Origin of the sequence: Enterovirga sp. (genome assembly GCF_035325185.1) — a bacterium.
Taxonomy (GTDB): domain Bacteria; phylum Pseudomonadota; class Alphaproteobacteria; order Rhizobiales; family Beijerinckiaceae; genus Enterovirga.
This window is the reverse complement of the sequence record NZ_DAOLAJ010000064.1, coordinates 1-21,727: the sequence shown is the minus strand read 5'-3', so window position 1 is coordinate 21,727 and position 21,727 is coordinate 1. Positions and strand designations below refer to the sequence as shown.

At 68.5% G+C, this 21,727-nt stretch carries 20 protein-coding genes; 8 read left to right on the top strand and 12 right to left on the bottom strand.

The features are described from left to right. A partial coding sequence (locus tag PKD06_RS13020; RefSeq protein WP_324380704.1) for a MazG nucleotide pyrophosphohydrolase domain-containing protein occupies positions 1 to 362 on the top strand: 362 nt, incomplete at its 5' end. On the opposite strand, the gene hflX is transcribed toward PKD06_RS13020, so the two are convergent. The 7 genes from hflX to dusB all read right to left on the bottom strand — a co-directional run bounded on the left by hflX (position 359) and on the right by dusB (position 9,515). Next, a complete protein-coding gene (hflX, locus tag PKD06_RS13015) occupies positions 359 to 1,783 on the bottom strand; it encodes a GTPase HflX (RefSeq protein ID WP_324380702.1) in 1,425 nt (474 codons plus the stop codon). The genes PKD06_RS13020 and hflX overlap by 4 nt on opposite strands. Positions 1,784 to 1,829: 46 nt before the next feature. Next, positions 1,830 to 2,078, bottom strand: coding sequence for an RNA chaperone Hfq (hfq, locus tag PKD06_RS13010; protein ID WP_324380700.1), 249 nt, complete (start codon positions 2,076 to 2,078; stop codon positions 1,830 to 1,832). 157 nt (positions 2,079 to 2,235) lie between these two features. Further along, positions 2,236 to 3,606 carry a sigma-54 dependent transcriptional regulator gene (locus PKD06_RS13005; RefSeq protein WP_324380698.1) on the bottom strand — a complete coding sequence of 457 codons (1,371 nt, stop codon included), beginning with the start codon at positions 3,604 to 3,606 and terminating at the stop codon, positions 2,236 to 2,238. Further along, on the bottom strand, positions 3,603 to 5,843 hold the full coding sequence (locus tag PKD06_RS13000; protein ID WP_324380696.1) for a PAS domain-containing sensor histidine kinase: 2,241 nt from the start codon (positions 5,841 to 5,843) through the stop codon (positions 3,603 to 3,605). The genes PKD06_RS13005 and PKD06_RS13000 overlap by 4 nt, the downstream gene beginning before the upstream one ends. Positions 5,844 to 5,948: 105 nt before the next feature. Further along, positions 5,949 to 7,400 carry a nitrogen regulation protein NR(I) gene (ntrC, locus tag PKD06_RS12995; protein ID WP_324380694.1) on the bottom strand — a complete coding sequence of 484 codons (1,452 nt, stop codon included), beginning with the start codon at positions 7,398 to 7,400 and terminating at the stop codon, positions 5,949 to 5,951. 10 nt (positions 7,401 to 7,410) lie between these two features. Beyond that, entirely contained in the window at positions 7,411 to 8,511 is a 1,101-nt protein-coding gene (locus PKD06_RS12990; protein ID WP_324380692.1) for an ATP-binding protein, read from the bottom strand. Next, positions 8,508 to 9,515 carry a tRNA dihydrouridine synthase DusB gene (dusB, locus tag PKD06_RS12985; RefSeq protein WP_324380690.1) on the bottom strand — a complete coding sequence of 336 codons (1,008 nt, stop codon included), beginning with the start codon at positions 9,513 to 9,515 and terminating at the stop codon, positions 8,508 to 8,510. The genes PKD06_RS12990 and dusB overlap by 4 nt, the downstream gene beginning before the upstream one ends. Before the next feature lie 83 nt (positions 9,516 to 9,598). Here dusB and PKD06_RS12980 point away from each other — a divergent pair, with 83 nt between their 5' ends. Next, a complete protein-coding gene (locus tag PKD06_RS12980) occupies positions 9,599 to 10,816 on the top strand; it encodes a bifunctional 2-C-methyl-D-erythritol 4-phosphate cytidylyltransferase/2-C-methyl-D-erythritol 2,4-cyclodiphosphate synthase (protein WP_324380688.1) in 1,218 nt (405 codons plus the stop codon). 12 nt (positions 10,817 to 10,828) lie between these two features. Next, a complete protein-coding gene (locus PKD06_RS12975) occupies positions 10,829 to 11,302 on the top strand; it encodes a CinA family protein (protein WP_324380686.1) in 474 nt (157 codons plus the stop codon). Between the two features lie 3 nt (positions 11,303 to 11,305). Here PKD06_RS12975 and PKD06_RS12970 read toward each other — a convergent pair whose 3' ends face one another. The 3 genes from PKD06_RS12970 to lpdA form a co-directional block, all read right to left on the bottom strand. Next, positions 11,306 to 11,770: a type II toxin-antitoxin system RatA family toxin gene (locus PKD06_RS12970; protein ID WP_324380684.1), complete on the bottom strand. Its 465-nt coding sequence runs from the start codon at positions 11,768 to 11,770 to the stop codon at positions 11,306 to 11,308. Positions 11,771 to 11,782: 12 nt separating this feature from the next. Beyond that, positions 11,783 to 12,757: a lipoyl synthase gene (lipA, locus tag PKD06_RS12965; protein ID WP_324380682.1), complete on the bottom strand. Its 975-nt coding sequence runs from the start codon at positions 12,755 to 12,757 to the stop codon at positions 11,783 to 11,785. Between the two features lie 78 nt (positions 12,758 to 12,835). Next, the gene (gene lpdA, locus PKD06_RS12960; RefSeq protein ID WP_324380680.1) at positions 12,836 to 14,257 is read right to left on the bottom strand and encodes a dihydrolipoyl dehydrogenase; all 1,422 of its coding nucleotides are present in this window, start codon (positions 14,255 to 14,257) and stop codon (positions 12,836 to 12,838) included. Between the two features lie 122 nt (positions 14,258 to 14,379). Between lpdA and PKD06_RS12955 the strand changes: the two genes are divergently transcribed. Then, entirely contained in the window at positions 14,380 to 15,753 is a 1,374-nt protein-coding gene (locus PKD06_RS12955) for a multicopper oxidase family protein (RefSeq protein ID WP_324380678.1), read from the top strand. 28 nt (positions 15,754 to 15,781) lie between these two features. On the opposite strand, the gene PKD06_RS12950 is transcribed toward PKD06_RS12955, so the two are convergent. Together PKD06_RS12950 and PKD06_RS12945 are read right to left on the bottom strand one after the other, a co-directional pair. Continuing rightward, complete coding sequence (locus PKD06_RS12950; RefSeq protein WP_324380676.1) at positions 15,782 to 16,441, bottom strand: CDP-alcohol phosphatidyltransferase family protein; 660 nt, start codon at positions 16,439 to 16,441, stop codon at positions 15,782 to 15,784. Between the two features lie 57 nt (positions 16,442 to 16,498). Beyond that, positions 16,499 to 18,025 (bottom strand): NAD(P)H-hydrate dehydratase, encoded by a 1,527-nt coding sequence (locus PKD06_RS12945; RefSeq protein WP_324380675.1) that lies wholly within the window; start codon positions 18,023 to 18,025, stop codon positions 16,499 to 16,501. A gap of 172 nt (positions 18,026 to 18,197) precedes the next feature. Here PKD06_RS12945 and PKD06_RS12940 point away from each other — a divergent pair, with 172 nt between their 5' ends. From PKD06_RS12940 to PKD06_RS12925, 4 genes are all read left to right on the top strand, one after another. Continuing rightward, a complete protein-coding gene (locus PKD06_RS12940; RefSeq protein WP_324380673.1) occupies positions 18,198 to 18,536 on the top strand; it encodes a P-II family nitrogen regulator in 339 nt (112 codons plus the stop codon). Between the two features lie 72 nt (positions 18,537 to 18,608). Next, complete coding sequence (gene glnA, locus PKD06_RS12935) at positions 18,609 to 20,018, top strand: type I glutamate--ammonia ligase (protein WP_324380671.1); 1,410 nt, start codon at positions 18,609 to 18,611, stop codon at positions 20,016 to 20,018. A gap of 136 nt (positions 20,019 to 20,154) precedes the next feature. Continuing rightward, complete coding sequence (locus PKD06_RS12930) at positions 20,155 to 21,447, top strand: hemolysin family protein (protein ID WP_324380669.1); 1,293 nt, start codon at positions 20,155 to 20,157, stop codon at positions 21,445 to 21,447. Between the two features lie 86 nt (positions 21,448 to 21,533). Further along, positions 21,534 to 21,727, top strand: a 194-nt coding sequence (locus tag PKD06_RS12925; RefSeq protein ID WP_324380667.1) for a hypothetical protein, incomplete at its 3' end; no start/stop codon positions are given.

Below are 21,727 nucleotides of genomic sequence, written 5' to 3'. Positions count from 1 at the left end.
ACAAGCTGACGCGCAAGGCTGCCGCCGTCGGCTTCACCTGGCCCGATGCCGTCTCGGTCATCGACAAGGTCGAGGAAGAACTGGCCGAATTGCGCGAGGCCCTCGCGGACGGGAACAAGGACGACATCGTCGAGGAGCTGGGCGACCTTGTCTTCACCTTCGCCAATCTCGCGCGGCAACTCGACATCGATCCCGAGGCGGCGCTCATGGCCACGAACCGCAAGTTCGAGCGGCGCTTCCGGGCTGTCGAGGCCGCCTTGAGACGCCTCGGCAAGGAACCCGCGACATCCGATCTCGCCGAGATGGACCGGCTCTGGGTCGAGGCCAAGGAGGCCGAGAAGGCGGTCGGGGATGCAGGCTAGGGCAGGGGCGGAGCGGCCTGCTCCAGCCTGCGAGCGCCCGGATAACGGGACAGGAGGCGAGGCTCCTTCTCGGGCGCGATCCGCACGAGGAGGCGGATCGAGGCGCCCTCCCCCTCCTCCTCGCGCCGGATGATCTCCGCCTCCTCGTAGAGCCAGTTCGGCGCCGCCCCGTCGCTCGCCTCCAGCACGATCTCGAACAGCGCGCGGCCTCTCGCCACCGCCTGCTCGATCCCGGCGAGGAGATCGGGGATGCCCTCCCCGGTCACGGCCGAAACGAGGCTCGGGCGCCTCTCGGGCGGCATGCGCGCGATCGTGGCCGCAAGCCGCTCCCGGTCGCCGGGCGACAGCAGGTCCGCCTTGTTCCAGACCTCGATCAGGCGCGAGCGGTCATGCGTGTCGATGCCGAGCTGTCCCAGGACCTCCTCGACATCGGCCGCCTCCGCCTCGGTCTCGACGCCCGAAATGTCCCGGACGTGAAGCAGGACATCGGCCTCGACAACGTCTTCCAGGGTGGCGCGGAAGGCCGCGACGAGCATGGTCGGCAGTTCCGACACGAAGCCGACCGTGTCGGACAGAATCGCCGTCGCGCCGTGCGGCAGCCTGATGGCGCGCGAGGTCGGGTCGAGCGTCGCGAAAAGGAGGTTCTCGGCGAAGACCTCCGCCGCGGTCAGGCGGTTGAAGAGGGTCGACTTGCCGGCGTTGGTGTAGCCGACCAGCGCCACGATCGGATAGGGGACCCGGCGCCGGCTGGCCCGGTGAAGGGTCCGGGTCTGCTTGACTCCTTCCAAGTCGCGCTCGATGCGCCGCATCCGCTCCTGGATGAGGCGGCGGTCGGCCTCGATCTGGGTCTCGCCCGGCCCGCCGAGGAAGCCGAAGCCGCCGCGCTGGCGCTCGAGATGCGTCCAGGAGCGGACGAGGCGGCTCTTCTGGTAGGCGAGATGGGCCAGCTCCACCTGGAGCGCGCCTTCCCGCGTCCGCGCCCGCCGGCCGAAAATCTCGAGGATCAAGCCGGTCCGGTCGATGACCTTCGTGCCCCAGGCTTTCTCCAGGTTGCGCTGCTGTCCGGGCGAGAGCGCGCAATCCATCACGACGAGGCCCACATCCTCCGCCGCGACGATCCCGGCGATCTCCTCGACCTTGCCCCGGCCGAGATAGGTGGCGGGGCGAGGGGCCGAGATGGGCACGATCATCTCGCCCGCGATGTCGAGGTCGATCGCGAGGGCGAGGCCGTGCGCCTCGGCGATCCGGGCCTCGGGGGGGCGGCGCGGAGGCGACGCCCCTGCCCTGCCCTGCCCCGCGGCCTCGCCCTTGGGGCGGGTGAGGTACGGGCCAATGACGAGCGTACGCGTGCGCGCCGCCACGGCCCGCTCTGCCGCTTCGCGGCTGGGGCGATCCTTCCCCCAGGCGCCGGGCCCGCTCACGGGCGGGCCACGGAAACCGCCACGCCCGGAAAGGCCGGGCGCCTCGTCAGCCCTTGTCTCCCTCTTCCGGCTCGAAGAGCTGGACGGGATGGCCGGGCATCACGGTCGAGATGGCGTGCTTGTAGACGAGCTGGGAATGCCCGTCCCGCCGCAGCAGGACGCAGAAGCTGTCGAACCAGGTGACGATGCCTTGAAGTTTGACCCCGTTCACGAGGAAGATGGTGAGCGGGACCTTGTTCTTCCTGACATGGTTCAGGAAGGTGTCTTGTAGGTTTTGGCCGCGTTCGGTCGGCATGAGTTTGTCCTGTCGGTCCGCCAGGCTGGTCATGGGCGGCCCTGTTGTTGTCGTTGCTGGACCTGGAACGGTCCGCGACCAGCCGGGGCATTACAAGCGCTCCGTTGCTGCAGCGCAAGAGTTTTTCGCAAAGGGAGAGGCGCGCCATCCCGATCGGTCAGCCTCCGATGCCCAGAAGCTTCAGTTTCCGGTGCAGGGCCGAGCGCTCCATGCCGATGAATTCGGCCGTGCGCGAGATGTTGTTGGAGAACCGGGCGATCTGCGCGACGAGGTATTCCCGCTCGAAGATCTCGCGCGCCTCGCGCAGCGGCAGGCTCATCAGGCGCTCGCCGCCCGATCCGTTCGGCGTCGTCGGCACGAGCGTGCCGATCTCGGAGGGAAGCATCTCGGCGGTGACCTCCTGGTCGGGGTCGCCGGCCGTCAGGATCATGAGGCGCTCGACATTGTTGCGCAGCTGGCGGACGTTGAAGGGCCAGTCATGCGATTGCAGGACGGCCATCGCCTCCTCGCTGATGCGCCGCTTGGCGAGGCCGGTCGAGGCCGAGATCTGCTCCTGGAAGAAGTCGATCAGCTCCGGCACGTCCTCACGCCGCTCGGACAGGCTCGGAATGCGGATGGGCACCACGCTCAGGCGATGGAACAGATCCTCGCGCATGCGTCCGGCGGCGATCTCGGCCGGCAGGTCGCGGCTGGAGGAGGAGATGATGCGCACATCCACATGGACGCGCGTCGAGCCGCCGACGCGCTGGAAGTTCTGGTCCACGAGGACGCGCAGCACGCGCGCCTGCACCTCTCGCGGCAGATCGGCGACCTCGTCGATATAGAGCGTGCCGCCATGCGCCTCCTCGAGCGCGCCGACCCGCCGGCTGCGCTCGCCGTTCGCCTCGACGCCGAACAGCTCGGCCTCCATGTTCTCGGGCGTGATCGTCGCCGCGTTGAGCACGACGAAGGGGCCCGAGGAGCGGGCGGACAGCGCATGGATGGTGCGGGCCGCAAGCTCCTTGCCGGTGCCGGGCGCGCCCGCGACGAGGATGCGCGCATTGGTCGGCGCCGCCCGCTCGATCGACTGGCGGAGCTGGTTCATCACGGGCGACTTGCCGGCGATGCGGCTCGCCTGGGTCGAACGCGACTTGAGGTCCTTCACCTCGCGCTTCAGGCGCCACGCCTCCAGCGCCCGCTCCGCGACGAGAACCAGCCGGTCGGCCTTGAACGGCTTCTCGATGAAGTCGTAGGCGCCGGCGCGGATCGCCGAGACCGCCGTCTCGATATTGCCGTGGCCCGAGATCATCACCACCGGCAGGTCGGGATAGTCGCGCATGAGCAGTTCGAGGACCTGGAGCCCGTCGAGCCGGCTGCCCTGCAGCCAGATGTCGAGGAAGACGAGGTGCGGCCGCCGCGATTCGATGGCCGCCAGCGCCTCGTCGGAGGAGGCCGCCGTGCGCGCGCCGTGACCCTCGTCCTCCAGGATGCCGGCGACGAGATCGCGGATATCGGCCTCGTCGTCCACGATGAGAATGTCGGTGCTCATGCCGTGGCGCGCTCCCGTTGTTCTCGCTGCGGCCTGTCAGCAGCGCCCTGGGCGTTGCCTTGATAGGGGAAATGCAATCGCACGAGCCCTCCTCGTCCGGCCGGATTGTCAAGAAGCTCGATACCGCCGCCATGTTCCTCGAGCACCTTGCCGACGATCGCGAGGCCGAGGCCGGTGCCCCCCTCCCGTGTCGTCATATAGGGTTCGAGCAGCCGCTGGCGCCCCTCCGAGGGAAATCCCTTGCCGCTGTCCGCGACGTCCACGATGACGTCGTCGTCCCGCAAGGCCACGGCGACCTCGATGACGGCCTCGCCCCGGCTTTCGTCGGGAACGGCCGCGATCGCCTCGGTGGCGTTCTTCATGATGTTCTGCACCGCCTGCGACACCAGGCGACGGTCGAAATTCGCCACCAGCGGCTCCGTCGGCAACCGGGTGCGGAAGGTGATCTCGGGATGGGCCGTGCGCATCATGAAGACGATCTGGCGCACGGTCTCGCCGACATCCTCGGCCATCATGGTCGGCTTCGGCATGCGGGCGAAGGAGGAGAACTCGTCGACCATCCGCTTGATGTCGTCGACCTGCCGGATGATCGTGTCCGTGCACTGGTCGAAGATATCGCGGTCCTGCGTGATGTTCTTCCCGTATTTCCGGCGGATCCGCTCCGCGGAGAGCTGGATCGGCGTCAGCGGGTTCTTGATCTCATGGGCGATGCGCCGCGCGACGTCCGCCCAGGCGGAGGTCCGCTGGGCCGAGACGAGATCGGTGATGTCGTCGAGGGTGACGATGAATCCCTTCTCCTCCCCCCGGGCCTGCTCGCTCGTGACGCGCACGTTGAGCATGCGATCGCGGCTCTTGCGGGAGATCGGAACCTGATGCTGGATGAGGCGCAGCCGTCCGGCCTTCGCCTCGTCCAGGAGTTGCGTGATCTCGGGGAGCACCTCGGTGACCGGGTGTCCCAGAAGGTCGTTCCGGCCTGCCTCCAGCAGGGCTTCCGAGGACGGATTCACGATCGTGATCAATCCGTGGGAATCGATGCCGATCACGCCGGCCGACACACCGGAGAGCACTGCCTCCATGAACCTGCGGCGGCGGTCGATGAGATCGCTCGCGGCCGTCAGCCCGTCATGCTGGCGGCGCAGTTCCGAGGTCATTTTGTTGAAGGTCTCACCGAGATGGGCGAGGTCTCCCTCGGACCGGCGCACCGGGACCTGGACGTAGAAATTCCCCGTCGCCACCTGGTCGGTCGCGTGGATCAGGCGGCGGATCGGCGAGACGAGCCGGTTGGCGAAGCTTAGGCCGAACCAGATCGCCGAGAGGAGGACGATCAGGGCGATCAGCGCGAACATCGAGGCGAAGGCGATCTGGATGCCCACCCTCTTGTTGTCGAGGTCGACGTAATAGGCGATGCCGGCCGCGGCGATCGGCGGGAACTCGATCGCGCGCGGATCGACCGGGCGGGCGACGAACAGGATCCGTCCCTCGTGATTGCTCAGCCTCACCATCGCGCGGAAGATGTTGCCGGTTCGCGGAACGAGGCAGATCGCCTCCGAATCCGTCACGTCCTTGATGTCCTCCTCCGAAGGCGGGCTCAGCCCCTCGACGGGCTTGATCTCCACCTTCTCGACCACCTTGCCGTCGGGCTCGACGATCATGGCGACCGGGAAGCCGAGGAAGGACGCCCGCGAGGTCATGAAATCCGTGAACACCTTCCGGTCGGCGTCGAAGAGAACCCGCGCGCGGTTGAGATCGGCCCCCATCAGCTGGGTCTCGCGCGCGAGCGTGCGGCATTGCGTGTCGCGATAGGCTTCCGCGATCTCCACCGTGTTCTGCATCAGGGCCCGCAGCGAGCCTGCGAACCAGGGATCGAGCCCCCGGTTCAGCGTCAGGCTCGCGACGACCGCGACCAGGATGGCGGGGAGCGCCGCCACCAGGCTGAACAGCCCCACGACCCGGACATGCAGCCCCGCCCCCGCGACCCCCGCGAGGCGCGCGCGCACGATGTCCCAGGCCTCCCACGTCACGATCCCGGCCAGCATGATCACCAGCAGGACGTTGATGAAGAGAACCCAGACCACGACCTCGTGGGTCGGCAGGATCGGCGTCAGGCCCGCCAGAACCAGAAAGGTGACGAGTGCCGAACATAGCGACGCGGCGACCGCAAGCGCTCCTATCCAGCCAGGCCCGCGGGGGCCCGCACGTCTCAGCTCAGTCGCGATGGACCGCTCCTCGCCGCTCAAATCGATCCTCGGATATTGCCGTCCGCACCTACTGATGCATTGCGGCAACACCTTTGGCAATAAGCGCGAACCGAGACGAAGTCCAGGCGGCCGATTGGCCTCTCCTCAGCGGTTCGTCCTCACCACCTGGAGATTGAGGTCGCGCACCTTCTTGCGGAGCGTGTTCCGGTTGACGCCGAGCAGCTCGGCGGCGCGGATCTGGTTGCCCCGCGTCGCCGCCAGCGCGGCCCCGATGAGCGGCCCCTCGATCTCCCGCAAAATGCGGTGATACAGCCCCGGCGGCGGCAGGTTGTTCGGAAAGCGCCTGAAATAGTCGGTCATGTGGCGCTCGACCGCCATCGAGAGGGTCTCGCCCTCGACCGGCGCGCTCGGGGCGCCCCTGGAGGATTCGGGCCGGGGCGCCGTGTCCAGCTCGGCCTCGATGATCGGGCCGGTGATGGTTTCCTGGGGATAGAGGGCGGAGAGCCGGCGGACGAGGTTTTCCAGCTCCCGCACGTTGCCGGGCCAGCGATAGCGCTTGAGCCGCTCCATCGCCTCGCTGTCGATCTGCTTGCGCGGCAGGCCCTCCTTCTCGACGAGGGCCATGAAATGCCGGATCAGGTCCGGCAGGTCCTCCGCCCGCTCGCGGAGCGGCGGCAGGCGCAGCGGCACGACGTTGAGCCGGAAGAAGAGATCCTCGCGGAAGATGCCGCTCTGGATCGAGCTGCGCAGGTCCTTGTTGGTGGCCGCGATGATGCGCACGTTGGTCTTGATCGGCACCCGGCCGCCGACCGTCGTGTATTCCCCCTGCTGGAGCACCCGCAGCAGGCGGGTCTGCGCCTCCATCGGCATGTCGCCGATCTCGTCGAGGAAGAGCGTGCCGCCCTCCGCCTGCTCGAAGCGGCCCGAGGAGCGCTGCAAGGCTCCCGTGAAGGCCCCCTTCTCGTGGCCGAAAAGCTCCGATTCGATCAGGTCGCGCGGGATGGCGGCCATGTTGACGGGGACGAAGGGCCCCTTGCGGCGCTTGCCGTAATCGTGGAGCGCCCGGGCGACGAGTTCCTTGCCCGTGCCCGACTCGCCGGTGATCATGACCGTGAGGTCGGTCGGCATCAGCCGCGCCAGGGCGCGGTAGATCTCCTGCATCGCCGGCGAGCGGCCGACCAGCGGGATGTCCTCGGCCTCCGCCGGCGCGCCGGCGGAAGCCGCCCCCCTCGGCCGCGACAGCGCGCGCCCGACGATGGCGATCAGCTCCTTCAGGTCGAAGGGCTTGGGCAGGTATTCGTAGGCCCCGCGCTCCGAGGCCCGGATCGCGGTCATGAAGGTGTTCTGGGCGCTCATCACGATGATGGGCAGCTCGGGACGGACCTTCTTGATGCGCGGGAGGAGGTCGAAGGCGTTCTCGTCCGGCATGACGACGTCGGTGATGACGAGGTCGCCGTCGCCCTGCGCCGCCCAGCGCCAGAGCGTGGCCGCGTGCCCGGTCGACCTGACGTCGTAGCCGGCCCGCGAAAGGGCCTGATTCAACACCGTCCGGATCGCGGCATCGTCATCGGCCAGCAAGATCTGTCCACTGGGCATTCGGTGCGCCTCAAGACTCCGCCATTCGCCCGTCGCGGGCATTGTGGATGGGCAGGAGGACCCGGAAGGTCGTCCTGCGGGGAGCGGGATCGCATTCGATCACCCCGCCATGCCCGCCCACGATCTTTGCGACCAAGGCAAGGCCCAGGCCACTTCCGTTCGCCTTGGTGCTGACGAAGGGGTCGAACAGGTGCGGAAAGATGTCGCCGGGGATGCCGGGACCGTTGTCGCGGATGGACACCTCGATCGGCAGGGCGACGCGCCCTCCCCGCGAGCCGGGCATTTCGAGGCGAACCCCGGCCCTGAAGGCGGTCGAGAGCACGATCTCCCCGTCCAGGGCGTCGACGCCGATCGCCTCCGCGGCGTTCTTGATGAGGTTCAGGAAGATCTGGATGAGCTGGTCCCGGTTGCCGTGAACCGGCGGCAGGGAGGGATCGTAGGCCGCCTCGAACCGGATATGCTGGGCGAAGCCCGAGCTGGCGAGGCGGCGGACGTGATCCAGCACGCCGTGGACATTGACCGGCCCCCGGTCCACCGGGCGCTCGTCCCCGAACAGCTCCATCCGCTCGACGAGGTTCACGATGCGGTCGGTCTCCTCGCAGATCAGCCGCGTCAGCAGGCGGTCGTCCTCTGTCAGGGAGGATTCGAGAAGCTGGGCGGCTCCCCTGATGCCCGAGAGCGGGTTCTTGATCTCGTGGGCGAGCATCGCGCCGAGGGCGGTCAGAGACCGGGCGGCGCCGCGATGGGTGAGCTGCCGGTCCATCTTGTCGGCGATGGTGCGCTCCTGGAACAGCAGGGCGACGCTCCCGTCCTCGCCGATCGGCGTCGCGAAGATGTCGACGCAGCGCTCGGTGCCGTAGCGGGGGCTCGCAAGATCGACCTTGTGCTCGCTGACGTCCGAGCCGCGGCGGCGCACCTCGTCGAGCACGCCGAAGGCGGGCGAATCGCCCGGCACGAGATCGGCGAAGCGCTGCCTGAGGAGGACGCGCAGGCTGAGATCGAAGAACGACTCCGCCGCGTGATTCGCGCCGAGAACCTGGTTCTCAGGGCCGATCGTCAGGACGGGCAGGGGCAGCGCATTGAGGATCTGCTCGCTCGTAATCGCGCTCATGCGGCCCTCCGTGCATCCGCCATGCCGAGGCCTTCCAGCAGGACCAGGACACGGGAGGGATCGTCCGTCGTGACGAGTTCGGCGCGCAGGGCGGCCGGCAATCCGCCGCCGGCCTCCGCGGCACGGTCGGCATAGGCGGCGAGATGCTTGCGGGCATGCCGCACGCCCATCCGGCGGCCGTAGAGGGCGAGCATGCCTTCATAATGCTCGATCGCCGCGTCCCGTTTCTCGGCGAGGCCGGGCTCGTCCGGCGCGAGGCCGTTCAGGGCCCGCGAAAGCCTCCCCGCAAGCCAGGGCTGGCCCAGCGTCGCGCGCCCGACCATCACGCCTGCCGCGCCCGAGAGGCCGAGCGCGGCTCGCGCGCTCGCCTCGTCGAGGATGTCTCCATTCGCGATCACCGGGACCCGGCAGGCGGCGACCGTCGCCGCGATGGCGCGCCAATCGGCGCTTCCCTGGTAGAATTGCTGGCGGGTGCGGCCATGGACCGTCACCGCGGCGATGCCGGCTTCGGCCGCCCGCGCGGCGATCTGCGGAGCGTTCGGCGAGGCCCCGTCCCAGCCGAGCCGCATCTTCACGGTGACGGGCACCTGCGCCGCCGCGACGACGGCCTCGATGATGCGGAGCGCGAGGTCGGGCTCGCGCATCAGCGCGGAGCCGGCGAGGCCGCCTGTCACCTTCTTGGCAGGACAGCCGAGATTGATGTCGATGACGCTCGCCCCGGCGCCCTGCGCAAGGCGCGCCGCTTCCGCCATCCAGGCCGGGTTGCGGCCCGCGAGCTGGACGATGTGGGGGAGAACCCCCTCCCCTTCCGAGCGCAGCCGCGCTTCTTCCTCTCCCCGCACGAGCCCCTGCGCGGCCACCATCTCGGAAACGACGAAATCCGCGCCGAACCGGATCGCGATACGCCTGAAGGCGACGTCGGTGATGCCCGACATCGGGGCGAGCATCACGGGAATGCGTCGCTCGGGAGGGGCATGACTGCCTAATAATTCATCAAATGCCATGTTGCCCGATCAATAATCAATCGCGGTCGCATCCTCAATGGGGCATCTTTGCTGCGGCCTCGGCGGCCATTATGAGCCCGATCATGACATCGCCGGGACAGGACGCGGAACGGGCTGTGGACGTCGTCGCCATCATCGTGGCGGCCGGCCGCGGCAGCCGCGCGGGCGAAGGACTGCCCAAGCAGTTCAGGGCCGTGGCGGGACGGCCCCTGCTGGCGCGGACGCTCGACACCGCCCTCGCCCATCCGCGGATCGACGCCGTCCTCTGCGCCATCCATCCCGACGACCGGGATCTCTACGAGAGCGCAGTCGCCGACCTGCTCGGCCATCCGCGGCTCCTCGCCCCGGTCGAGGGTGGGGCGACGCGGCAGGATTCGGTGCGCCATGCGCTCGAAGCCGTCGCGGCGCGTGCCCTCGCCCCGCGGCTCTGCCTGATCCACGACGCCGCGCGCATCTTCGCCGATGCCCGGCTGTTCGATCGCGCCATCGAGGCGGGCCTCGCCCACGGCGCCGGCGTCCCAGGCATCGCGGTGACCGATACGATCAAGAGCGTCGGCCGGGAGGGCGAAATCCTCGGCACCGTCGAGCGAAGCGGGCTGCGCGCCGTGCAGACGCCCCAGGTCTTCGGTTTTGCGTCCCTTCTCGACGCCCACCGCAAAGCTGCGGCGGCGGGGCTGCACGATTTCACCGATGACGGCAGCCTCGCCGAATGGGCGAGGCTGCCGGTCCGAATCTTCGAAGGCGATCCCGCGAATATGAAAGTCACCCATCCTTCCGACCTCGCCGAAGCCGAGCGCCGGCTCGGTGCGCCCCTGGTTGCGCGGCTCGCGACCGGGTTCGACGTGCATGTCTTCGGAGAAGGCGACCATGTCTGGCTCGGCGGCGTCGCGGTGCCGCACGAGCGTGGCGTCGTCGCCCATTCGGACGGGGATGTCGTGCTTCACGCCTTGACCGACGCGCTGCTCGGGACGCTGGCCGATGGCGATATCGGGACGCATTTTCCGCCGAGCGACCCGCAATGGCGCGGAGCCTCGTCCGACCGTTTCCTGGCTTTCGCGGCCGCGAAGGTCCGGGAGGCGGGCGGTATCGTCGATCACCTGGATGCGACGATCCTGTGCGAGAGGCCCAAGGTCGGCCCCCATCGCGACGCGATGCGCGCCCGCATCGCGGAGATCGCGCAGGTGCCGCTTTCGGCCGTCTCGATCAAGGCGACCACCACCGAGAAGCTCGGCTTCACGGGGCGCGGCGAGGGAATCGCGGCCCAGGCCGCAGCGACGGTGCGTCTGCCCGAGGCTCGTTAGGAGTTCCCCACGATGGACGCCCCTGCCCTGCTCGACGCCTACCGCGCCCGTGGCTGGAAGATCGCGACGGCCGAATCCTGCACGGGCGGCCTCGTCGCCGGCCGCCTCACGGATGTCGCCGGCTCTTCGGACGTCGTCGATCGCGGCTTCGTGACCTATTCCAACGAGGCGAAGGTGCAGATGCTCGGCGTCGATGCGGCGCTGATCGCCGCGCACGGCGCAGTCAGCGAGCCCGTCGCGCGCGCGATGGCGAAGGGGGCCCTCGCCCACTCGCCGGCCGATGTCGCGGTGGCGATCACCGGCGTCGCGGGGCCCGGCGGCGGCAGCGCGGCGAAGCCCGTCGGGCTGGTCCATTTCGGCCTCGCACGCCGGGACGCGGCGACGCGCCACGTCGAGCGCCGCTACGGCGATCTCGGCCGCGCGGAGATCAGGGAGAAGGCGGTCGCCGACGCGCTCGGCCTGCTGGCGGCCGCCCTTGACGAGTGAGCCTCAGGTCGCCGGCTGCGCCCGGCCATAGACGAGATCGGCCCGGCTCTCGAAAGCCGCCGTGAACATCCTGAAGGCGCGCTCGAACATCGCGCCCATCAGCATGCCGAGGGAGCGGGAGCGGAACTCGTAGTCGATCGAGAACCGGATATCGGAGCCGCCTTCGGCGGGCCTGAACTCCCACCTGTTCTCCAGGTACTTGAAGGGGCCGTCGATATAGCTGACGTGGATGTCGAGCGTGTTCCGGTCGGTCGTGACCTTCGTCGTGAAGCGCTCCGAGATCGCCCTGTAGCCGACGCTCATCTCGGCGACGAGCGTTTCCCTCCCCTCCCCCGCCGGCAGCCGGCGCAGAATGCGCAGGCCCGTGCAGAGCGGCAGGAATTCCGGGTAGCGCTCCACATCCGCCACGAGGGCGAACATGTTCTCCGCCGAATGCGGGACGCGCCGCGTGGTCCGAAAGGACGGCATGGCGCGCCGGGATCAGGGCCGGGCCGCCGCCGCCGCGAGATCGGCCTCGCGCTTCGCCCGGAGCCGGGCGAAATCCTCCCCGGCATGGTGGGAGGAGCGGGTGAGCGGCGTCGCCGAGACGAGGTGGAAGCCCTTGGCATAGGCCGCGGTCTCGAGGCTCTTGAACTCGTCGGGCGGCAGGAAGCGGAGGACCGGGTGGTGCTTGCGCGTCGGTTGCAGATACTGGCCGACGGTCAGGAAATCGACCTCGGCGGAGCGCAGGTCGTCCATGAGCTGGAGCACTTCGTTCCGCTCCTCGCCGAGCCCGACCATGATGCCGGATTTCGTGAAGATGGACGGATCGAGTTCCTTGACCCGCTGGAGGAGGCGGATGGAGTGGAAATAGCGGGCGCCCGGCCGGACGGTCAGGTATTTCGACGGCACGGTCTCCAGGTTGTGGTTGAAGACGTCGGGCTTCGCCTCGACCACCACCTCCAGCGCCCCTTTCTTCCGCAGGAAGTCGGGCGTCAGGATCTCGATCGTCGTCGTCGGGGAGCGCTCGCGGATCGCGCCGATCACGCGGGCGAAGTGACGGGCGCCCCCGTCCGGGAGGTCGTCGCGATCGACCGAGGTGACGACGACGTGATGGAGGCCGAGCTTGGCGACGGCATCGGCCACCTTCATCGGCTCGTCCTGGTCGAGCGCGTCGGGGAGACCCGTGCGCACGTTGCAGAACGCGCAGGCCCGCGTGCAGGTATCCCCCATGATCATGAAGGTGGCGTGCTTCTTCTCCCAGCACTCGCCGATATTGGGGCAGCCCGCCTCCTCGCAGACCGTGACCAGCTTGTTCGCCTTGACGATCTTTTGGGTCTCGGCCCAGGCGGGTGATCCGGGCGCCTTGACCCGGATCCAATCGGGCTTGCGGGCGACGGGCTGGTCCGGGCGGTGCGCCTTCTCGGGATGGCGCGGCCGCCGGTCCTGGTTCAGGAGGTCGAGAACGAGGGCCATGGCGAACTCTGGCCGCAGGATCGCGGCTCCCGCTGGTATAGGCCGGACAGGGCTGCCCCGCCAATACGGAATAGCTGCCTAGACGTGGATGACGCGCCCGTAAGCGTCCAAGACGCTTTCGTGCATCATCTCCGACAGCGTCGGATGCGGGAAGACGGTGTGCATCAGCTCCTCTTCCGTCGTCTCGAGGTTCATCGCGACCACGTAGCCCTGGATCAGCTCCGTCACCTCCGCGCCGACCATGTGAGCCCCGAGGAGCTGTCCGGTCTTCGCGTCGAAGATCGTCTTGATGAGGCCCTCCGCCTCGCCGAGCGCGATGGCCTTGCCGTTCCCGTTGAAGGGAAAGCGGCCGACCTTGACCGCCCTGCCCTGCTCCTTCGCCTTGGCCTCCGTCAGGCCGACCGAGGCGATCTGCGGCTGGCAATAGGTGCAGCCCGGGATCATGGCCTTGTCCATGGGATGGGTGTGCAGGCCCTTGATGGTCTCGACGCAGATGACGCCCTCGTGCTCGGCCTTGTGGGCGAGCATCGGGGGGCCGGCGACGTCGCCGATGGCGTAGATGCCCGGCACGCCCGTGCGCCCGAGCCCGTCGGTGACGACGACGCCCCGCTCGATCTTCACGCCGAGCTTCTCGAGGCCGAGATTCTCGGTGTTGCAGACGACGCCGACCGCCGAGATCAGCCGCTCGGCCGTGATCTCCTGCGTCTTGCCGCCGGCCTCGATCGTCGCGGTGACGGAATTGGCGCCCTTCGTGACCTTGGCGACCTTGGCTCCCGTCAGGATCTTCATGCCCTGCTTCTCGAAGCGCTTGCGGGCATGGGCGGCGATCTCGGCATCCTCGACCGGCAGGATCTGCGGCAGCAACTCGACGACCGTCACCTCGGCGCCCATCGTGCGATAGAAGGAGGCGAACTCGATGCCGATCGCCCCGGATCCCATCACGAGCAGCGATTTCGGCATCGTCTCGGGGACCATGGCCTCGTAATAGGTCCAGATCAGCTTCTTGTCGGGCTCGATGCCGGGCAGGACGCGCGGCCTGGCGCCGGTCGCCACAATGATATGCTTCGCCTGGTAGGTGCCCGGCCCCTTCACGCCCTTCGGCGCTTCGGCGCGCTTGCTTTCGGCGACCAGGACCTCGCCGGCCTTGGGGATCGACGCCTCGCCCCAGATGACGTCCACCTTGTTCTTCTTCAGCAGGAAGCCGACGCCGCCGTTGAGCTGCTTCGAGACGCCGCGCGAGCGCTTGACGACGGCGGCCGTGTCGACGCTCACCTTGCCTTCGAGCTTCAGGCCGTAATCGCCGGGATGCTGCATGTAGTGATAGATTTCGGCCGAGCGCAGCAGCGCCTTGGTCGGGATGCAGCCCCAGTTGAGGCAGATGCCGCCGAGATGCTCCCGGTCCACCACGGCCGTCTTGAAGCCGAGCTGCGCCGCCCGGATGGCCGTCACGTAGCCGCCGGGCCCGGCCCCGATGACGATGATGTCGTAGCCCTCGGCCATGCTCGCTTCCCCTCCGTCCGGCGCCGCTTGCGCTTGATGCCCATGAAGTCCTCCCGAAGCGAACGGTCAAGCCCGGCCGGACGTCCTCTCGCGGCCCGGCGGCGTCTCGGCTAAGAGGCCCCATGGACATCCCGCTGACCCGCCGGGGGGCCTTTGCCGGTCTCGTCGCGACCCTCGTGCCCCTGCATCGCGGCCGGGCCGAAGAGCCCGTGCGCGTGCTCGAGGCCGGCCCTCTCGCGGCCCGGATCGATCCTGCGCTGGAGGCGAAGGCCGAGCTGTGGGTCTTCGACGGCGACGCGACGCCTCCCGTGGTTCGGCTCCGTCACGGGGAGGAGCTTCGGCTCCGGCTTCGAAACCGCCTCGCCAAGCCTCTCTCGCTGCATTGGCACGGCGTGCGCGGACCCGCGGCGCAGGATGGGGTCGCGGGCGTTTCCCAGCCGCCCGTCGCGCCCGGCGGCGAGTTCGAATACCGGCTGACGCCCCCCGATCCAGGCACCTACCTGATCCGTCCCCTCGCCCCCGGCGGGGCAAGCGAACTCGCCGGACGCGGCCTGTCGGGGCTCCTGATCGTCGAGGAGCGTGCGCCGCCGGCGGTCGATGCGGAATTCGCGCTCCTCGTCCGCGACTGGCGCCTCGAACCCTCGGGCGCGCTCGCGCCTTTCGGGCGCCGGGAGGATGCGGCGTTCGGCGGCCGGCTCGGGAACCGCCTCGCGGCCGATGGCGGCCTCGCGCCCCGGAAGGTGACCCTGCCAGCGGGAGCGCGGGTGCGGCTGCGTCTTGCCAACGGGAGCAATGCCCGGATCATGCGGGTGCGCTTCGACGGGATGAAAGCCTATGTCGGAGCCGTCGACGGCCAGCCGACCGACACCTTCGAGCCCCTGCGCTCGAACCTGCCTTTCGCGCCCGGCACGCGCTACGACATCTTCTTCGACGTCCCGAGCGAGGCCGGCGCCACGGCCGGGGTCACGGCGCTGATCGGCCGGGGCCTGCCGATCGTCGAATTCACGGCGGGCGCCCGGAAGGCGGCCGAACGGCCGGAGGTCGTCGCGCTGCCGGCGAATGCGGCGCTTCCGCCGGAAATCAAGCTTCAGAATGCGCTCCGGCCCGAACTGACCATCACGGGCGGGGCGGTGATCGGCGCGGACGGACAGCCCGTCTATCCGGGAGATCCGGCTCGGATCTGGGCGGTCAACGGACAACCGGGCTCGGCCGGCGCGCCGCCCCTGTTCACCGCCCGCCGGGGACAGCCGGTCGTCGTCGCCGTCACCAACAAGACGGGCTTCGTGCAGCCCGTTCACCTGCACGGCCACGTCTTCCGGCTGCTCCATCCGCTGGACGACGGTTGGGAGCCCTATTGGCTCGACACGATGCAGGTCCCGGAGGGACGCACCCTCCACATCGCCTTCATGGCCGACAATCCGGGACGCTGGACCTTCAGCTCCACGGTGCTGGAGCGGTTCGATACCGGATTATGGGCGACCTTTCAGGTCGCGTGATCGAGGCATCCGTCCCGGCACCGCCCTTTCACAGCCTCTTCGGAGGATCGATCAGGGCGAGATGCCGCGCCGTGCGGGCGGTCTCGACAACGTAAAGCATCCCGAAGACGATCGCGGCGAAGATCACCAGCATGTCGTAGGGCGTGAAGCCGGCCTTGCCGATCTCGAAAAACGTGCCGCCCCAGAGCCACATGGCCGTGTTCATGGCGACGAGGCAGATGCGCAGCTCGGTCGGGCCGAGCGCCAGGAACGAAAGCTGGAACACGCCCTCGGCCTGCTGCTTGAGGAGAACGTGGACCGTCATCAGGAGGTAGCCGGCGAGCGCCGCCATGGCGACGTCCATGCGGACGTACAGGCTGCACCCGAGACCCAGCATGATGATGCTGTTCCCGAGCGAATCGATGGAATGATCGAGGAAATGGCCGAAGAGGGGCCGCTCGGTTCCCCGTGCCCGCGCGAGGCTTCCGTCCATGGAATCGCCGAACCAGTGCAACGCGAGGCCAAAGCTCGCGAGCCAGAGAAAGCCCGGCGACGACCGGCTCTCCACATAGCCCGCCAGCACGATGAGAGCCCCGACCATTCCCACGGCCGAAAGTTGATTCGAGGAGACGAAGGCAGGCGTCCTGGCGCATAGCCAGTTCAGGAGACGACGCTCCTGGAGGGCGACGATGTTCGCCTGAATTCGCAACCGGATCGATCCTCATTCTCGATTCGGAGGCTTTCTAGGCTCTTTGCCGTTTCGGGACTATGTCGTTTCCCGTCCTGCCTCATATGCGAGGTCACGCAGGATCTCGGGCAGCAATTCGGGCAGGTCTTCGGAGATCAGGCCCGGCCCGAACCGCGTCGCGGCCGCGGCATGCATCCAGACGGCGGCGGACGCCGCCTCGAAGGCGGGCATTCCCTGCGCGAGCAGGCCCGCAATGACGCCGGCAAGAACATCGCCGCTGCCGGCCGTCGCCAGGTAGGGAGAGCCGTTCTCGTTGATCGCCGCGCGCCCGTCCGGCGCCGCAATGACGGTGTCGGGTCCCTTGAGCACCACGGTCGCTCCGGCGAAAGCGGCCGCCTTGCGCGCCCGGACGAGCCGCGAGGGCTCGGCGGCGGGATCCGATCCGAGGGTCGCATCTCCCCGGAACAATCGCGCGAATTCTCCCTCGTGCGGCGTCAGGACCACAGGGCTCTCCCGCCCGGCGCCGGTCAGGTCCGCGAGCGCCCGCGCCTCGCCGGCGAAGCTCGTCAGGGCGTCGGCGTCCAGCACCGTCGCCCGGTCCGCCTCGAGCGCCGCCTCGACCCAGCGCCGCGAAACCTCGCCGACCCCGAGCGCCGGCCCAAGAGCGACCGCGTTGAAGCGATCGTCCGTGAGCAGGTCGGACAATTCGTCCGGCTCGTCGCAGACCCGCAGCATGATTGCGGTGAGATGCGCGGCGTTCACGGAGAGCGCCCGCGCCGAGGTCACGAGGGTCACGAGCCCGGCACCCGCCCTCAGCGCCCCGCGCGCGGCGAGGCGCGCCGCGCCGGTATGGGCAGGCCCCCCGGACAGGACCACCGCGTGGCCGCGGTCGTATTTGTGGCCAAGAAGCCCGATCCTGGGCAGGGAAGCGAGCCAGAGCGCAGGCGCGTTCGCCACCGTCGCGACGCCGGACCCGCGCGCGATCCCGGCGGGAATTCCGATATCCGCGACCTCGACACGCCCCGCATGCAGCCGCCCCGGATAGAGGAGGTGGCCGGGCTTGCGGGCGGCCAGCGCGACCGTCCAGCCCGCCTTGATCGCAACTCCGCGCACGAGGCCGCTATCGGCGTCGATCCCGCTCGGGATGTCGATCGACAGGACGTCCGTTCCGCTCGCATCGACCCGGCCGACCAGATCCGCGACCGCCCCCTCCAGGTCCCGGCCGAGGCCGGTGCCGAAGAGGGCGTCGACGACGAGCGCCGCGGCGCCCGGATCGGCTGCCTCCAGGGACAGGACGGCGCCGGTCCATTCGCCGGCGGCGATGGCGGCATCGCCGCCCGGCCGTCCGGGCGTCGCGGCCACCTGCACCGCCCGCCCCTCCGCGGCGAGGAGAGTTGCCACGACATAGCCGTCCCCCCCGTTATTGCCCGGCCCGCACAGGACGAGAATCGGACGAGGGGAGCGCCATCGCGGCTCTGCCAGGATGCGCCCGGCGATCGCCTGCCCCGCCCGGCGCATCAGCGTGATGCCGGGGGTGCCCGCCGCGATCGTCTCCTGGTCCCAGCGCCGGATTTCTGCCGAAACCGGAAGCAGCTCACCTTTCATGCGGCCTGTCTCCTCGATCGAAATCCGTCGGTTTGCTCACAAATGAGGCAAAGCGACCATGTTTTCGGCGGCGTCTGCCGCCTTGCGAGCCTGATTCCAGATGGCGGCCCCTCGGCCGTGATGATAAGGCTCGGAGAAGCTTCTGAAACTGCGGCACCGAGCGCGGGGCGAAATGAAGAAGATCGAAGCCATTATCAAGCCGTTCAAGCTCGACGAAGTGAAGGAGGCCCTCCAGGATGTCGGCCTCCAGGGCATTACCGTGGTCGAGGCGAAGGGGTTCGGGCGCCAGAAAGGCCATACGGAACTCTATCGCGGGGCCGAATACGTCGTCGATTTCCTGCCCAAGGTGAAGCTGGAGATCGTTCTCGCGGACGACCTCGTGGACCGCGCCGTCGAGGCCATCCGCAAGGCGGCCCAGACCGGCCGCATCGGCGATGGCAAGATTTTTGTATCGAGCGTCGAGGAAGCCATCCGCATCCGCACCGGGGAGACGGGCGGCGACGCCATCTGATTTTTTCCACGATCGAGCCGAAACAGGCCCGGCAGCTTGCCGGGCTTTGCTGTGAAAGAGGACCAGCGCACAATGAAAACGGCCAAGGACGTCCTGAAAGCGATCAAGGACAACGACATCAAGTATGTCGACCTGCGGTTCACCGATCCGCGGGGCAAGTGGCAGCACGTCACCTTCGACCAGACGCTCGTGGACGAGGATCTCTTCGCCGAGGGCACGATGTTCGACGGCTCCTCCATCGCCGGCTGGAAGGCGATCAACGAATCCGACATGATCCTGATGCCCGACCCGGCCACGGCGCAGATGGACCCCTTCTTCGCCGCCCCGACCCTGTCCATCGTCTGCGACATCCTCGAGCCCTCCACCGGCGAGCCCTATGACCGCGACCCGCGCGGCATCGCCAAGAAGGCCGAAGCCTATATGAAGTCGATCGGCGTCGGCGACACGACCTATTTCGGCCCCGAGGCCGAGTTCTTCATCTTCGACGACGTCAAGTTCATGGCCGACCCGTACAATACGGGCTTCAAGCTCGACGACGTCGAGCTGCCGACCAACGGCGACACGGATTACGAAGGTGGCAATATGGGCCACCGCATCCAGATGAAGGCCGGGTATTTCCCCGTTCCGCCGCTGGATTCGGCCCAGGACATGCGCGGCGAGATGCTGGCCGCGATGCAGTCGATGGGCGTCAAGGTCGAGAAGCACCACCACGAGGTGGCCTCCGCCCAGCACGAGCTCGGCGTGAAGTTCGACACGCTCGTCACGATCGCCGACCAGATGCAGATCTACAAGTACTGCATCCACAACGTGGCCCAGAGCTACGGCAAGACGGCGACCTTCATGCCCAAGCCCGTCTACGGCGACAACGGCTCGGGCATGCATGTCCACCAGTCGATCTGGAAGAGCGGCAAGCCCGTCTTCGCCGGCAACAAATATGCCGATCTCAGCCAGGAGGCCCTCTGGTATATCGGCGGCATCATCAAGCACGCCAAGGCGCTGAACGCCTTCACGAATCCCTCGACGAACTCCTACAAGCGCCTCGTGCCGGGCTACGAGGCGCCGGTGCTGCTCGCCTATTCGGCCCGCAACCGCTCGGCCTCCTGCCGCATCCCGTGGACGCAGAACCCGAAGGCCAAGCGCGTCGAGGTCCGCTTCCCCGACCCGACCGCGAATCCCTATCTCGCCTTCTCGGCGATGCTGATGGCGGGCCTCGACGGCATCAAGAACAAGATCGATCCCGGCCCGGCGATGGACAAGGACCTCTACGACCTGCCCCCGCGCGAGCTGAAGAAGATCCCGACCGTCTGCGGCTCGCTCCGCGAGGCGCTCCAGAGCCTCGACAAGGACCGCAACTTCCTCAAGGCCGGCGGCGTCTTCGCCGACGACTTCATCGACAGCTTCATCGAGCTGAAGATGGCCGAGGTCGCCCGCTTCGAGATGACCCCCCATCCGGTCGAGTTCGTGATGTATTATTCCTGCTGATCCGCACGGATCGGTGAAGGAAAAGGCCGCAGACCCGTGCTGCGGCCTTTTCTTTTGTGCTAGGAGACCCGCCTCGGCGGCGGCGCCGCTCACTGGAGACGGATCTGCGATCCTCGCAGCATCCGCATAGGGACCCGTGCTCGAACTCGTCCTCGCCCTGGCGTTGATCGCATTGAACGGGGCCTTCTCGCTGTCCGAGCTGGCGATCGTCTCCTCCCGCAAGAGCCGGCTGCGGACCATGGTCGAGCAGGGACGCAGAGGAGCCCTCGCCGCCCTGAACCTCGCCGAGGAGCCCGGCCGCTTCCTCTCGACGGTCCAGATCGGCATCACGCTGGTCGGGATCGTCGCCGGCGCCTTCTCGGGCGCGGCCCTGGGCGAGCGCCTCGGCGCGATCCTGCAAGTGGAGGGCGTCTCCCGCCGGCTCGCCGAGCCGATCGGCTATTTCGTCGTGATCGGCCTCATCACCTATCTCTCGGTCGTCATCGGCGAGCTGGTGCCCAAGCATTTCGCCCTGCGCAATCCCGAGGGGATCGCCTGCGCCGTGGCGCCGGCGATGCGCATCCTCTCGCGCGTCGCGGCGCCCGTCGTCTGGCTGCTGGACACCTCGACCAGACTCGTCTTCCGGCTCCTCGGCCTGAAATCGGCCGGGGACAGTGCCGTGACCGAGGAGGAAATCCGCATGCTCGTCGCGGAGGCGGAGACGGCCGGGGTCATCGAGAGCGACGAGCGTTCCATGATCGCGGGCGTCCTGCGCCTCGGCGACCGCACCGTCCGGGGCCTCCTGACGCCGCGGACCGAAGTGGACTGGCTCGACCTCGACGATGACGAGGAAACGTTGCGCGCGGAATTTCTCTCGACCCATCATTCGCGCCTGCCGGTGATGAAGGGCGGCACGGACGAGATTCGGGGCGTCGTCCATGTGCGCGACCTCCTGGCCGCCCTCGCCTCCGGCGAGCCTCTCGACATCGCCGCGAAGCTGCGCCCGGCGCCGATCGTGCCGGACACGCTCGACGCGCTCGAAGTGGTCAAGGTCCTGCGCGACGCCGAGGTGCCGATGGCCATCGTGCATGACGAGTACGGGCATTTCGAGGGCATCGTGACCCCGGCCGACGCGCTGGATGCGATCGTCGGCGCGTTCCGCTCGGACGCCACCAAGGACGAGCCGGAAGGCGTGCAGCGCGAGGACGGCTCCTGGCTCATCTCCGGCTCCATGCCCTTCGACGAGATGGCCGATCTGCTGGGCCTCGCCGCGCCCGCCCACCGCAGCTACGAGACGGCGGCGGGATTCGTGCTGGACCTCCTCGAGCACCTGCCGGCCACCGGCGAGCATGTGACGAGCCAGGGCTGGCGCTTCGAGGTGGTCGATCTCGACGGGATGCGGGTGGACAAGATCCTCGCCAGCCGCCTCAAGGGCAAGCCCGACGCCTGAAGCTTTCTTTGCTTCCGTGCGAAATCGCCCCATATCTGTCGGCCGGATTCCGAGCGGGATCCAAGCGCCTTCCGAACGACCGTCGCGTGCCCTCCCCCAGACAGACGAAATCTAAAGCGCCCCTGCCCTCGCGCGAGGAGATCGCCGCTTTCGTCGCCTCGGCGACGGGCAAGGTCGGCAAGCGCGAGATCGAGCGCGCCTTCGGCATCGCCGCCGGCGACCGGCATGAATTCAAGCGGCTCCTGAAGGAACTGGAGGAGGGCGGCACGCTCGCGCGCCG

Coding starts and splice junctions, on each gene's coding strand:
- hfq (WP_324380700.1), bottom strand. CDS start 2,078: ATGCCGACCGAACGCGGCCAAAACCTACAAGACACCTTCCTGAACCAT.
- PKD06_RS13005 (WP_324380698.1), bottom strand. CDS start 3,606: ATGAGCACCGACATTCTCATCGTGGACGACGAGGCCGATATCCGCGAT.
- ntrC (WP_324380694.1), bottom strand. CDS start 7,400: ATGCCCAGTGGACAGATCTTGCTGGCCGATGACGATGCCGCGATCCGG.
- PKD06_RS12990 (WP_324380692.1), bottom strand. CDS start 8,511: ATGAGCGCGATTACGAGCGAGCAGATCCTCAATGCGCTGCCCCTGCCC.
- dusB (WP_324380690.1), bottom strand. CDS start 9,515: ATGGCATTTGATGAATTATTAGGCAGTCATGCCCCTCCCGAGCGACGC.
- PKD06_RS12980 (WP_324380688.1), top strand. CDS start 9,599: ATGACATCGCCGGGACAGGACGCGGAACGGGCTGTGGACGTCGTCGCC.
- PKD06_RS12975 (WP_324380686.1), top strand. CDS start 10,829: ATGGACGCCCCTGCCCTGCTCGACGCCTACCGCGCCCGTGGCTGGAAG.
- PKD06_RS12970 (WP_324380684.1), bottom strand. CDS start 11,770: ATGCCGTCCTTTCGGACCACGCGGCGCGTCCCGCATTCGGCGGAGAAC.
- lipA (WP_324380682.1), bottom strand. CDS start 12,757: ATGGCCCTCGTTCTCGACCTCCTGAACCAGGACCGGCGGCCGCGCCAT.
- lpdA (WP_324380680.1), bottom strand. CDS start 14,257: ATGGCCGAGGGCTACGACATCATCGTCATCGGGGCCGGGCCCGGCGGC.
- PKD06_RS12955 (WP_324380678.1), top strand. CDS start 14,380: ATGGACATCCCGCTGACCCGCCGGGGGGCCTTTGCCGGTCTCGTCGCG.
- PKD06_RS12945 (WP_324380675.1), bottom strand. CDS start 18,025: ATGAAAGGTGAGCTGCTTCCGGTTTCGGCAGAAATCCGGCGCTGGGAC.
- PKD06_RS12940 (WP_324380673.1), top strand. CDS start 18,198: ATGAAGAAGATCGAAGCCATTATCAAGCCGTTCAAGCTCGACGAAGTG.
- glnA (WP_324380671.1), top strand. CDS start 18,609: ATGAAAACGGCCAAGGACGTCCTGAAAGCGATCAAGGACAACGACATC.